Below are 13,433 nucleotides of genomic sequence, written 5' to 3' on the forward strand. Positions count from 1 at the left end.
TTCAAGCCTTTGCCTTGAAGGCCGGAAGCTTGTCGCCCAGCCGCGCCCCCATCTCGGCACCCAGGGCCTGCAGGCCGCTCAAAGGGCGCACCATGACTTCGAACTCTGTTATCTGGCCTTGCTCGTTGAAGCGCACCAGGTCGATCCCCTTGAGCTGCTTGTCGCCCACGCGGGCGCTGAACTCCAGCACGATGTTCAGGCCGTCGTCGGTGGCCAGCTGGCGGTGGTAGGTGAAGTCCTCGAACACCTGGATCACCGTGGACAGGGCCAGCATCAGCGCCGGGGCCGAGGTGTAAGCCGTGTTCGCCATGGGCGAGCGGAACACCGCGTCGGGATGCACGATGGAGAGCAGGTTCGACAGGTCGCGGCTGGCCACCATGTGGTGCCAGGTGTCGAGCGAGCGGGCGACGGCGGGGTGGATGTTCTTCGGTGCTTCGGTCATGGTGTGTCTCCTGGGGATAAATCGAAAATCAGTCAGATGGATGCGGCGAGCGTCGTGCCCTGCAGGATGGCGCGCTTGGCGTCGAGTTCGGCCGCCACGTCGGCACCGCCGATGAGGTGGGAGCTCTGGCCCGCGGCCACCAGCGCGTCGTACAGCGCGCGCAGCGGCTCCTGGCCGGCGCAGACTACGATGTGGTCGACGTCGAGCACCTGGGGTGCGCCGCCATCGATGGTGATGTGCAGGCCCGCATCGTCCACGCGCTCATAGGCCACGCCCGAGCTCATGCCCACGTTGCGCGCCTTGAGCGAGGTGCGGTGGATCCAGCCCGTGGTCTTGCCCAGCTGATCGCCGACCTTGCTGCTCTTGCGCTGCAGCAGGTGCACCTGGCGCGCGGGGGCTTCCACCTGTGCAGGGCGCAGACCGCCGGCCTGGGCATAGGCGGGGTCGATGCCCCACTCCTCATTGAACTTGGCAGGTGCCAGCGCGCCGCTCTCGCCTTCGTGCGTGAGGTACTCGCCCACGTCGAAGCCGATGCCGCCCGCGCCGATGATGGCCACGCGCCGGCCCACCGGCTTCTTGTCGCGCAGAACGTCCAGGTAGCTCAGCACCTTGGGGTGGTCGATGCCTTCGATGTCCGGGGTGCGCGGCTTTATGCCTGTGGCCACCACCACCTCGTCATATCCCTGGCCCGCCAGGTCGGCCGCTTCTACTCGGGTGTTCAGGCGCACCTCCACACCGTGCAGCTCCAGCTGGCGGCGGTAGTAGCGCAGGGTTTCGTAGAACTCCTCCTTGCCCGGCACCTGCTTGGCGATGTTGAGCTGGCCGCCGATCTCGCTGCCCGCATCGAACAGCACCACTGCATGGCCGCGTTGGGCGGCCGTGACAGCAAAGCTCAGGCCGGCCGGACCGGCGCCGACCACGGCGATGCGCTTCTTGGCGGCGGTGGGGGCGATGACCAGTTCCGTCTCGTGGCATGCGCGGGGGTTGACCAGGCAACTGGTGATCTTGCCGCCGAAGGTGTGGTCCAGGCAGGCCTGGTTGCAGGCGATGCAGGTGTTGATCTCGTCGGCCCGGCCCTGGCGCGCCTTGCGCACGAAGTCGGCATCGGCCAGCAGGGGCCGCGCCATGGAGACCATGTCGGCAAAGCCCTCGGCCAGAAGGCGCTCGGCCACCTCGGGCGTGTTGATGCGGTTGGAGGTGATGAGCGGTATGCCCACCTGCCCCATCACCTGCTTTGTCACCCACGCATAGGCCGCGCGCGGCACCTTGGTGGCGATGGTGGGGATACGTGCCTCGTGCCAGCCGATGCCGGTGTTCAGGATGGTGGCGCCCGACGCCTCGATGGCCTGGGCCAACTCGATCACCTCGGCCAGCGTGGAGCCGCCCTCCACCAGGTCGAGCATGGACAGGCGGTAGATGATGATGAAGTTCGGCCCCACGCGCTCGCGCGTGCGCCGCACGATCTCCACCGGAAAGCGCATGCGGTGGGCGTAGCTGCCGCCCCAGGCGTCATCGCGGTGGTTGCTGCGCGCAGCGATGAACTCGTTGATCAGGTAGCCCTCGGAGCCCATGACCTCCACCCCGTCGTAGCCCGCGTGCTGGGCCAGCGCGGCGCAGCGCGCGAAGTCTTCGATGGTCTGCTCCACCTCATCAGCGGTGAGCGCATGCGGCACGTGGGGGTTGATGGGTGCGCGCAGCGCGCTCGGGGCCACCAGGTCGCGGTGGTAGGCATAGCGACCGAAGTGCAGGATCTGCATCGCGATCTTGCCGCCCTCAGCATGCACGGCCTGGGTCACCTTGCGGTGCTGCGCGGCCTCGTGCTCGTTGACCAGCATGGCCCCGCCCTGCATGGGCCGACCGCGCTCGTTGGGTGCAATGCCGCCCGTGACGATGAGCCCGACCTCGCCGCGCGCGCGCTCGGCATAGAAAGCTGCCATGCGCTCGAAGCCGTTGGCCACCTCCTCCAGCCCCACGTGCATGGAGCCCATGAGCACGCGGTTCTTCAGCGTGGTGAAGCCCAGGTCCAGCGGGGCATGCAGGTGTGGATAGGGGCTATTGCTGTCAGCCGGAGATTTCAGCGGGGCCGGGGCGGGTTTCAGGATGGCGTTCATCGCAGGTCTCTTTCTTTTTTATGCAACCAGTTGCACAAATATAGCCAGTATCCCGCATTTATGCAACTGGTTGCATAAACAATGAAGAACCCTCCCGATTCAGGCAAGATGGCGGCCTTTGCAGTTTCCTCCCGGCGCACCCTTTCGATGTCCCTGCCCCACGCCCTTCTCACTGCCCTTGTCGAGCACCCCTGCTCGGGCTCGGAGCTCGCCGAGCGCTTTGACAAGTCCATCGGCTACTTCTGGCACGCCACGCACCAGCAGATCTACCGCGAGTTGGCACGGCTGGAGGAAGCAGGATGGATCGAGGCTTTGCCCGCGGAGACGGGCCGCGGCCGAAAGCGCCAGTTCCGCCTGCTGCCTTCAGGTCGCAAGGAACTCCGGCGCTGGATCGCCGAGCAGCAGGACCCCACGCCCCTGCGCGACGAGCTCATGGTGCGCCTGCGCGCCGAGGCTGCGGTTGGCCCCACGGGGCTTGAGAAGGAAATCGCCCGACTGCAGGCGATGCACCAGGCCAAGCTTGACATCTACCAGCGCATTGAACGGCGCGACTTCATCGGCAAGGAGCCTAGTCGCGAACGTCGTTTGCAACACTTGGTGCTAAAGGCTGGGATTCTTCATGAGGAACTCTCGCTGGCGATTGCGAAAGAGGCTCTGGAGATTCTGGAACAGCAGTAGGCAGCTTAGGCAGTCCGAGACCAACGATCCTAGGAAGTGCCATGTCAAGTTGCTGTACGGCATCGAACATTGCCCAAGCTTCGATGTTGCTCAGGCCGGATTGGCTCGTCTTAGTCAGCTAGAAAGTTTCGTTCGAATGCAAACAGAAGTTGACGACATCCAACCCTGAACCTTCAGGCGTGGCGGCTTTAGGCTGGGTGCTGCCGTTCGTACTTGACGGCTGAACGACAGCAAAAGGCTGCGTGCGGTCGTCCAAGTTTTCTTGGTCAATGTCGACTTCCGCCGCAACCTGACCTTTATCGCAATCATCAGGGATCAACCGCTGAGACCCCAGCTAGCGCTGGGCAGCAAGATGCCTATGCCGACAATAAAAGAGTGGCTCGGGGGTCTTATACGCACCTGGTCCAGACGCGACCATATAGTCGCCCGGAATGCGACAAGTAAGCAGATTCACCCTTGATTGGGACGAATACCATGCGCAAGAAAACCGATAAAAATATCGGCCACTTCGTCGCTTCCAAGGCTGCCATCGATATGCATCCATTGGGTAATCGAGCTAACAGCGCCCATGAACCAGAACACCGCCAATTTCACGTTGCACGGGGCAATGGAACCATCCTGAACACCCCCCTCGAGCACTTTGCGCAGCTCTTGATCAAACTTTCGCCGACGCAAAGTGATTTTTTTCTGATCCGCCACAGTCATACCGGAGAAATCCTGGAGGATCGCCGGTGCGCCCATTTCATCCGTTAGCAACGAGATGTAGTTCTTAATGAAGACCGAGATCCGACCGAAACCAGTATTTTCCGAAGCGATCGCGTCTTGCAAGACGCGATCTCCCAAATGCATGGCAAGCTCGTGGCATTCGTAGACAAGTTCCTGCTTGTTCTTGAAGTAGTAGTAAAGGGCAGGCTTGGTGACGTTGAGCGTTTTTGCAATCTCGTCCAAGGAGACATTCTTGTACCCATGGCGGCCAAATGCGCGCGAAGCTTCCGCAATGACAGCTTGCTTTTTGAGCTGGTACTGCTCATCCGCGCCGCTGACCGCATTGTTCCATTTCGCGCCCTTGCCCGATCTCTTTGCAGGATCGCGTGGGCGTGACTTGGGTTTTGCCTCAATTTGCGTACTCATTGATGTTGTATTCCTTGCGGGCATTCGTATCGCTAACTGAGGCAAATGGTTTCGAACTGCTTTCGCCGGTAGGGCTGCGGAGAAAGGCCGTGCTCATCAGCCAGCCAGGATGCTGCGCGCAATGATCAACTTTTGAATGTGACTAGTGCCTTCGTAGATCTTTGTAACGCGCACATCGCGATAATAGCGCTCGACCGGGAAGTCGTTGACATACCCGTAGCCACCATGCACTTGCAGCGCCGCAGAGCAAACCTTTTCAGCCATTTCACTGGCATAGAGTTTAGCAACGGAGGCCTCCTTACTGGTTGGCAGGCCCGCATCCGTAAGACGAGCTGCATACAGCATGTACTGATGCGCCACCTCAACCTGCATGGCCATTTCCGCCAAATCAAAGCTAATGGCCTGCAGTTCGGTGAGTGGCTTGCCATAGGCCTCGCGCTCTTTGGCGTAGCGGATGGCCGCCTCCAACGCTGCACGGGCAATGCCGATGGCCAGGGCGGCGATTGCGATGCGCCCATCGGACAACAGCGATAGTGCTTTGCCATACCCGCGCCCTTCCTCGCCGATCATGTTCTGAACTGGAACACGCATGTTGTCCAGCTGAATCTGAGCCGTGTGGGCCGTGTGCTGGCCCAGCTTCCTTTCGATACGCAAGCATTGGTAGCCTGGATCTTCAGGGTCCGCGATGAACAGGCTGAAGCGGTGACGGGCACCTGGTTCCGCAGTTGCTGCCACGACGAGCGCAAAGCCCGCTTCACTGCCGTTGGAAATCCATTGTTTGCTGCCATTGATCACATAAACGTCGCCGTCCCGCTTAGCCGTGGTCCGGATGGCTGCGGTATCCGAGCCTGCATGGGGCTCTGACAATAAAAAGGCACCAATGCGCTTGCCACTGGCCAGATCCGGCAGATGGCGGGCCATCTGTTGTTCGGTTCCAAAACTACGTAACACGTGCGCAGCTGAGTTGTGGACGTGCATCATGGTGGCGAAGCCACCATCGGCCGCTGCGAATTCTTCAATAGCCAGGCAATACTCCACAAATGAAAGCCCGGAACCGCCGTGTGCTGGCGGGGCGAGCATGCCCATGAAGCCTACGTCGGCAACTGCCTTGATTTCGTCGTGTGGCCAAGCCCCCGTGCGATCACGTTCGGCGGCCGTGCTACCCACCACTTCAGTCGCGACACGCCGGGCAGACTCCCGAATAATGACTTCTTGTTCGCTCAGCAATGCATTGGAAACGATGCTCATAAACCCATCCTTGAAAACTTGGAAAACGGCTGACCCAATGCGGTCAACCCAGCCAGCGCTTGCGGCGGCGGTAATGTTTCATGTCGCGGAAACTCTTGCGCTCCCCATCGACCGTCAGGCCGAGGTAAAACTCCCGTACGTCCTCGTTGGTCTTTAGGCTGCTGGATGGTCCTTCCAGAACGATCCGCCCACTCTCCATCACATAGCCATAGTCGGCCAAGTCGAGGGCAACGCGCGTGTTTTGCTCAACGATTAGCAGCGTCAGGCCGCTCGTTTTGAGGTCATTTAACAAACCATAGACCTCATCGACCATCAACGGGGCCAGGCCGAGTGAGGGCTCGTCAATCATTACCAGTTTGGGCCTGGCCATCAGGGCTCGGCCAATCACTAGCAATTGCTGCTCCCCGCCGGACAAATAACCCGCCGTGCGACTGCGCAAGGCTGCCAGGCGCTTGATGCGGTCGTACACCTCGTCCAGCATTTCCTTGGCCTCGCTGGCGCTGCCCATGTGGCCGCCCACTACCAGGTTCTGCTCCACCGTCATGTGACGCAAAACCTTGCGCCCTTCCATGACGTGCACCAACCCTTTGCGAACGACATCGACTGGGTTCGCACCTGTGATGTCCGCATCATCAAATTTGATACTCCCCGCCGTCACACGACCATCCTCTGTCCTAACCAGGTTGGAGATGGCCTTGAGCGTGGTGCTCTTGCCAGCGCCATTGGCGCCCAGCAAGGTCACGCACTGTCCAGCGGGGACTTTGGCGGTAATGCCTTTGACAGCAAGAATGACGTCGCTGTAGAGGACTTCAACGTTGTTCAGTTCAAGCACGGGTAGCTCCAGATGATGTGGCCTGGGTCTCGGTGGCCCGAGACCCAGGCCGATTTGCAATTACCACTTGTTCAACACAGGAACCGGAACGTTCTGCTCGAGAAGTTTGTACTTTCCCTTTTCGACGGTGCCGATGTTGACGGCTGTGCCCGAGGTCGGGAACGGCGCATCATTGTTGAACTTGATATTGGGCAACAAGCCAAAGCTGCGCTCGGTAGGCATGGGGGTGGACAGCAGTGCAGCGCGAACCTCTTCGCCCGTCACACCGCCAGCACCTTTGACCTTGACAACATTTTCAACGGCACGAACCGTCAACATCGCTTGGCTCATGCCCATAATGCAGGCGGAGTTGTAGGCGGCTTGCAACTTGTATTGGCTGCGCAGTTTCTCGAAGAAGTCCCGTGCCGGTGTTGCGCCTTCGGCGGCCATGGCCATGCCATAGACCTCAAAGTTTCCATCCATTTGGCTCAGGTCACCCAGCGCTTTCCCCGACGAAAGCAACCCGTTATGAGCGCTAACCACTATCGGAATATTGGTTTTTCCAAGGCTTTGCAGGGCGCGCCGTGTCGCCACTACCGATGCTGTATTGTTGAACACCTGCAGTACCGTGGCCCCCTTGCGGACCAGGCGGCTGACCTGCTGGGTAAGGTCGGTCGGCTGTGCTTCGGTATAAATCGTTTCAACGACTTCAATGATCTTCGGATTGTCCTTAGCGAACTTCTCGACACCTTTGTGGATGTCCACGTAGGCCGGCGATACTTCCGATGAAATCACCCCCACCTTGAGAGGAACAGGCGAACCCGACTTCTTCTGCATCCACACATAAAACGCAGCCGCTTCGTGCGGGTAAGTGGCACGGGCATTGAACACCCAGTTATCACCCTTCCAAGCGAATCCATATCCTGCTGTCGACTGGACAAGAGGCACCTTGTCACTAGGCAAGCGCTGCTGCAGTGCATTGGTATCTGCACCGCCCACACCCAGAACAGCCACCGGGTTGAGCTCGGACTTGATGCCTGGCCAGAGGCTGGCCACTTGGGCGACGTCATAGCGGGTGTCGAAATCCTTGATTCGCAATGCCACGCCCTGCGCCTTACCGACCTCTTCGCTCCACCAGTCGAGTACCGCACGGCGGCATCCCGTCATATCTTTCATGATGTCTGCGAAAGGTCCGGTGAAGTCAGCCAGGCCAGCCACGTTGTAAGTAGTCTGAGCTTGTGCCATGCCGCCAAGGCACAAGGTTGACGCCAGCAAAGCGCCGCGTTGCCCCAGCTTGACCATTGCCGACAACTTTGCTCGATTCGTTTTCATAAAAATGTCTCCTTTTGTAGTAGCGCTTTGCATTGGATCAGCCCTTCCCAGCGCCTAAGGTGGCTGCAGAAAACAGGATTGCGGTCAATATGGGTAGGGCCACATGCGATAAGACCGCTTGACGATGTTCCACCGGTGCATCAGACCGCGTGGCTCAAAGATCAGAAAGGCCGCGATGACTCCACCCAGGAAAATATTCATCACTGCGAAAACAACGTCTCCGCTCAGGAAGGAAAAGTTCTCGACCAGTGAAGGGCCCACGATGGTGATCGTCTCCTGGGCAGTACGGATAACAAAAACGCCGATCAGCGCGCCCGTCACCGACCCCATGCCACCCACAATGATCATCGCGATGAACCATATCGAGTGGATCAGGGTGAACTGGTCAATCGCCACGAACCTGACGTAGTAAGCCCAGAGCCCTCCACCGATGCCCGCGTAAAACGCACCCAGCAAGAAGGCAAGTACCTTGGTGCGCACGACATTGATGCCCATCATTCCTGAGGCCACGTCGTCATCACGCACTGCCGCAAAAATTCGACCATGGCGGCTGCGTGCGACGCCGTAGGCGCCCGCAATCATGATGAAGGCCACTACCAGACACAGGTAGTAAATGCGGGTATCGGTGTTGAAAACGAACCCAAGGAACTGTGCTGGTTCCAGAGTGATGCCGTTAGATCCCCCCAGCCATTTGGCAGGCAGGTTGAGCACAAAAAAGTGGAACAAGATCTGCGCAGCAATCGTGGTCAAGGCAAGGTAAAAACCCTTTATGCGCATTGCGGTTAATCCAAACACCAGCCCAAAAAGCGCCGCGCACAGCCCGCCGATGGGCAAAGCCAGCCAGAAAGGCAGGTGGCCTTTCGTCGCTAGGAGCGCTGTTGCATACGCACCAACCCCCATGAACGCAGCTTGGCCCAAATTGATCTGACCCGCTAGACCAGTATTGATCTGCAGCCCCATGACCACCACTGCAGTAATCAGCATAGAGGTCATGATCGCCACCCAGCGGACCTCGCTGATCAGGGGCAGCGCAAACAGCGCGATAACAAACAGGCCCAATGCCACCGCCTGGCTGCGCGTGCGAATTAGTGCTTGGTCTTTGGCGAAAGAAGTCGCGAATACACCTGCGGGATCCATGCTCATACCCTCTCAATGGTTTTCCACCCGAACATGCCGGTGGGACGAATTAACAACACCACCAGCATGATGATGAAAGGAAAGACGGAGCCCAGCGCTCCCCCCACCAGGGGATCGAGATAGGCCGAAGCCAAACCCTGAATCACACCCACCAAAACACCGGCGATCAGCAACCCTGCGAGGGACTCCAACCCAGCCAGCAAGGCCACCGGCAAAGCAGCCAGGCCGATGTCGGAGCTCATCATGTTGATGGAGCGGCCACTCAAATGCACTATCGCCCCCAGTGTGGAAAGCACGGATCCCAGCACCCACGCAAAGGCAATGGAACGCTGCACCGAGATGCCCATGGACATGGCCACCTGGTGGTCTTCCGCCACGGCCGTCATGGTCAAACCAGCCCTTGTCCGGTTGAAAAACCAGGAGAGACCAACGCCGATGAAGATGGTCATAATTCCACCGTAGAGCATCGAACGGGAGACGATGAGATCGCCAACGATGATCGGATCCAGAGGAAAGATCATCGGAAAAGCACGCACCTGTGGGCCAAAAAGCACCAACACAACGCCTCGGATCAGAATCAAGAGACCGATCGTCACCATGACCATCGAGAAGACAGACTCTCCAACCAGACGGGCAAAAAATATCCGCTCAATCATGAAACCAAAAATTGCAGCACTAACGAATGCCACGGGCAATCCGACCCACAGCGGTAGACCCATCTGAATAATCGTCCACCACACCATGTAGCCGCCAAAGACCACCAACTCACCTTGTGCAAAGTTGAACACCTTTGACGCGCGATAGATCACGACGAACCCCATGGCGATCAACGCATACAGAAGCCCTGACAGCGCACCGTTTATCAGGTAATTAATAAAATCGATCATTTCCGTCCTCTGCTTCGGGCTGCGCCCAGGTGGTCTGACCCTGCGGCGTCCGTGTCATGGATGGACACCAGAGCCTCGAAATTGCCGCGCCGACCGTCCTGGTAGGTCACAGGAATATCGATACGCACGGCGTGCGAGCCGTCATATAAACCGTTGATCAGCGTGGCGTATCGCACCTCCAGGAATTCGCGCCGCAGCTTTCTCGAACGTGTTAGCTCGCCCTCGTCCGGATCAAGCTCTTTCGGAAAATTGGCGAATCGCTTGACTCGCGCATGCGCCGGCAAAAACTGGTTCACGCGGGCAATTTCCTGGCCGATCAACTCGGCGATCTCTGGCCGCTGTGACAGATCGGTGAAGGTTGAGAATCCGATCCGCTTGTCTTCTGCCCACCGCGACAGAACAGACATGTCGATATTGATGAGAGCGGCCACGAAGTCCCTTGTCTCGTCTCCCACCGTCATGATGTCCTTGATGAAGGGACTGAACCGAAGGCGTGTCTCGACGAACTGCGGCGGGAAGGTTTCGCCGCTGCGCAAGCGCTTCAAGTCCGACAACCGCTCCAGGAACACGAGCTCGCCTAGCTCCGTTTTCGTTACGGCATCGCCCGTGTAGAACCAGCCATCTTTCACCTTAGACTCTACGGAGCTCTCTCTGCGGTAGTAGCCCAGAAACGGGCTTCCGCCACGGATCTGCAGTTCGCCGTCCGCACTCAAGCGCCATTCCAATGGTGGGCCCGCCTCTGGATGCGCCTTCATCCAGTGTCCTACGGTCTCCAGATCAAATCGGTCACCCTGGTGGCATGTCAGCAACCCGGTTTCGGTGGAGCCATAGATGTTGCGCAGCGGTATACCCATGGCATGGAACATGCGAAACACATCTGGTGCCATGGTGGCACCACCGCAGCTGGCACAGCGCAGCCGGGTCAGGCCGAGCAGATCTCGCAACGGGCGCAGAACCAGTGCATTGGCGATAGGAAACAGCAACCGGTCCAGCAGGCCAACGGGTTTTCCATCCAAGCGCCCCACATTGACGGTGTGACCGATCTTCATGCCCCACTCGTAGACACCTCGTCGAATGGGTCCTGCGTCGAGCATGTGCGCCTGCACAGAGGACGCCATGCTTTCCCACTGGCGCGGAGCAAATGTCATACCTTCCACTGCCAATTCCCGAATGTTGGACAACACCTGCTCCGGGCCCTCAGGGAAGTTCACTACCATGGGCAATCCCAATCCCATGGTGATGCCATATATTTGTTCAGTGGCCCAGGATGGCGCGATGTAACTCAGGTATTCCATACCCGGCCTCACATCCATGGAATCGATCAAGCGCTGCGCGTTGTCGATTAAGAAGCGATGCGTGAGGATGACGCCCTTAGGCTGCCCCGTCGTGCCGGAAGTGTAAGAAAGAACCGCTATGTCATCGGGGGCTCCCGCATCCACTAGCGCGTCGTACATCTTTCCGTTACGTTGATGGATTTCACGCCCTTGCCGCTGCATGCCATCGAAGGTATGCAGGATGGGGTCGTTATACGACCACATCCCCGTTTCGTCCCAATACACAATGTGGCGCATCTTCAAAGTCTTGTTCCGGACATCCAGGCCCTTGTCAACCTGTTCTTGGTCCTGCGCGAACAAGATGACTGCTTCGCTGTCGTCCAGAAGATAAGCCACCTCCTCCGAAGTGAGGTCCGGGTACATGGATACAACTTTGCATCCCAGTGCATGCGCGGCATACTCGGCCCAGTAATGCTGTGGCTCATTCTCACCAATGATGGCAATGGTCTCGCCCGCTTTGACGCCCGCTTGGTGCATGCCCAGCGCAATCTCTCGAACGTTGCGCTGCACATCCGCAAAGCTGTACTCCCGCCAAATTCCGCGCTGCTTATGGCGCTGGGAAAGACGGCTGGGATTGGCATGCGCATGCTTGCGCAGCAACTGGGGAAGAGTCGCGATTTCGAGTTTCATTGGACGCCCTCTCCAAGGTAGGCTTTAAGCACAGCGGGATTAGCCTGGATTTCCTTGGGCGTTCCATCGGCGATCTTGCGTCCAAAGTCCAGCACAGCGATGCGGTCAGCTAGGTCCATCACCACACCCATGTCGTGCTCCACCAAAACAATAGGAATGCGCTTTGCCTCGCGCACATCCAGAATGAAACGTGCCAGGTCTTCCTTCTCTTCCGTATTCATACCGGCCATAGGCTCATCCATCAGCAGAATCTTCGGGTCTTGGGCCAGTGCGCGCCCCAAGTCCACGCGCTTGCGAAGCCCATAACCGAGGCTGCCCACCGGCACATGCCGGATGGATTCAATTTCAAGAAACTCAATGATTTCTTCCACTACCTCCCGATGCAAAACTTCTTCGCGCTTTGCCGGGCCGAAATGGAAAAACGACTGCACGAGATTGGCCCGCATGTGCATGTGGCGCCCCACCATCAGGTTCTCGATAACGGTCATGCCCGAAAAAATGTGCGTACCTTGAAAAGTGCGCGCCAGGCCCTGTGCCGCCACGTCGTGAACCGCCATGTCGCGCACGTTGCGCCCGGCCAGGGATATCTCGCCTTTCTTGGGGCGGTAGAACCCGCTCAGGCAGTTCATCAGAGAAGACTTTCCCGCTCCGTTCGGCCCGATGATTGCCAGCAGCTCGTCCTTGCGCACATCAATCGAAACATCATTCAGCGCCACAACTCCACCGAACTGCAGCAGCAGATTCTGGGCTGTCAGCACCACGCCTTCCCGCTGGCTTTGAATGGCTGCATTCATTGGCACCTCCACTCTGAATTCTTGGCTTTGTCCATCGAATTTCCTTCATAAGACCTTTGCAGGGTCTACGCATCCATTTGCGGGAATGCTCGCAGCGATCAATGGACCACGACTAACAACGGACACCCGCATCCAGGCTGATCGTGGTGGCATTCAAATAGGCGTTTTCCACAACGTGCCGAACCAGTCCACCGAACTCTTGTGCCTGCCCCATGCGATGAGGAAAGAGGATGACGTTGTCAATAATGTTTTGCGACACCTTCGTTGGCATGCCTGCAGACATGGCGGTCTCAAACAGACCAGGCGCCACGGCCACCACTCGGATTCCGTGTTGCGCAAGATCCCGCGCCACCGGAAGCGTCATTCCAATGACCGCCGCTTTGCTGGCGCTATATGCGGCCTGGCCCACTTGACCCTGCCACGCAGCACCAGATGACGTGTTCACGATGACCCCCCGTTCACCGTCGACATTGGGCTCGTTCTGCGACATGGCCAACGACGCATAGCGCACCACGTTGAAGGTCCCGGTCAGGTTGATGGCGATCACCCGGTTCCAAAGATCCATCGGGAATAACTCGCCCTTTGAAAGCGTCTTGCAGGGACCCAGAATTCCCGCGCAATTTACCGCCACATGCAGCGCACCAAATTCCGCCACTGCCGCGTCTACGCCAGCCTTCACACTGGCCTCGTCCGAAACATCAACCTTCTGGATTCGCACGCGCTCGCCCATCGGCAGCACCTCGCTCGCAAGGCGCTCTTCGTCCAGATCAACCGCCATGACGCTCGCTCCGGCCGCAAGCAATGCCTTGCAAGTGGCGAGCCCCAGGCCTGAAGCAGCTCCTGTGACGAAGGCAATGGTATTTTTGACATCCATACTATTTCTCTTGTCTCTTATTGA

The 13,433-nt window shown here is 58.6% G+C and carries 12 protein-coding genes; 1 reads left to right on the plus strand and 11 read right to left on the minus strand.

Annotated elements, in window-relative coordinates; translation table 11 throughout:
* Position 1: 1 nt before the first annotated feature.
* Both AC1RDS_RS13590 and AC1RDS_RS13595 read right to left on the minus strand, forming a co-directional pair.
* Positions 2 to 442, minus strand: coding sequence for a nuclear transport factor 2 family protein (locus tag AC1RDS_RS13590; protein ID WP_007854945.1), 441 nt, complete (start codon positions 440 to 442; stop codon positions 2 to 4).
* 32 nt (positions 443 to 474) lie between these two features.
* Positions 475 to 2,553: an NADPH-dependent 2,4-dienoyl-CoA reductase gene (locus tag AC1RDS_RS13595; protein ID WP_066788834.1), complete on the minus strand. Its 2,079-nt coding sequence runs from the start codon at positions 2,551 to 2,553 to the stop codon at positions 475 to 477.
* Between the two features lie 147 nt (positions 2,554 to 2,700).
* On the opposite strand from AC1RDS_RS13595, the gene AC1RDS_RS13600 reads away from it, so the two are divergent.
* Entirely contained in the window at positions 2,701 to 3,231 is a 531-nt protein-coding gene (locus AC1RDS_RS13600) for a PadR family transcriptional regulator (RefSeq protein WP_066788839.1), read from the plus strand.
* 450 nt (positions 3,232 to 3,681) lie between these two features.
* On the opposite strand, the gene AC1RDS_RS13605 is transcribed toward AC1RDS_RS13600, so the two are convergent.
* From AC1RDS_RS13605 to AC1RDS_RS13645, 9 genes are all read right to left on the minus strand, one after another.
* Positions 3,682 to 4,362 carry a TetR/AcrR family transcriptional regulator gene (locus AC1RDS_RS13605; protein WP_066788831.1) on the minus strand — a complete coding sequence of 227 codons (681 nt, stop codon included), beginning with the start codon at positions 4,360 to 4,362 and terminating at the stop codon, positions 3,682 to 3,684.
* 96 nt (positions 4,363 to 4,458) lie between these two features.
* A complete protein-coding gene (locus AC1RDS_RS13610) occupies positions 4,459 to 5,610 on the minus strand; it encodes an acyl-CoA dehydrogenase family protein (protein WP_066788828.1) in 1,152 nt (383 codons plus the stop codon).
* A gap of 43 nt (positions 5,611 to 5,653) precedes the next feature.
* Complete coding sequence (locus AC1RDS_RS13615; RefSeq protein ID WP_409886579.1) at positions 5,654 to 6,442, minus strand: ABC transporter ATP-binding protein; 789 nt, start codon at positions 6,440 to 6,442, stop codon at positions 5,654 to 5,656.
* Positions 6,443 to 6,502: 60 nt separating this feature from the next.
* Positions 6,503 to 7,753 carry an ABC transporter substrate-binding protein gene (locus AC1RDS_RS13620; protein WP_082759273.1) on the minus strand — a complete coding sequence of 417 codons (1,251 nt, stop codon included), beginning with the start codon at positions 7,751 to 7,753 and terminating at the stop codon, positions 6,503 to 6,505.
* An 84-nt stretch (positions 7,754 to 7,837) separates the two neighbouring features.
* Entirely contained in the window at positions 7,838 to 8,896 is a 1,059-nt protein-coding gene (locus AC1RDS_RS13625; protein ID WP_260668949.1) for a branched-chain amino acid ABC transporter permease, read from the minus strand.
* Complete coding sequence (locus AC1RDS_RS13630; RefSeq protein ID WP_492227103.1) at positions 8,893 to 9,777, minus strand: branched-chain amino acid ABC transporter permease; 885 nt, start codon at positions 9,775 to 9,777, stop codon at positions 8,893 to 8,895. The genes AC1RDS_RS13625 and AC1RDS_RS13630 overlap by 4 nt, the downstream gene beginning before the upstream one ends.
* Positions 9,774 to 11,741, minus strand: coding sequence for an AMP-dependent synthetase/ligase (locus AC1RDS_RS13635; protein WP_066788817.1), 1,968 nt, complete (start codon positions 11,739 to 11,741; stop codon positions 9,774 to 9,776). Before AC1RDS_RS13635 ends, AC1RDS_RS13630 begins: the two co-directional genes overlap by 4 nt.
* Complete coding sequence (locus AC1RDS_RS13640) at positions 11,738 to 12,535, minus strand: ABC transporter ATP-binding protein (RefSeq protein ID WP_066788815.1); 798 nt, start codon at positions 12,533 to 12,535, stop codon at positions 11,738 to 11,740. Before AC1RDS_RS13640 ends, AC1RDS_RS13635 begins: the two co-directional genes overlap by 4 nt.
* Positions 12,536 to 12,647: 112 nt before the next feature.
* On the minus strand, positions 12,648 to 13,409 hold the full coding sequence (locus tag AC1RDS_RS13645) for an SDR family NAD(P)-dependent oxidoreductase (protein ID WP_056642823.1): 762 nt from the start codon (positions 13,407 to 13,409) through the stop codon (positions 12,648 to 12,650).
* Positions 13,410 to 13,433: the final 24 nt, after the last annotated feature.

The sequence above is a fragment of the Acidovorax sp. GW823-FHT02H02 genome (assembly GCF_058797075.1).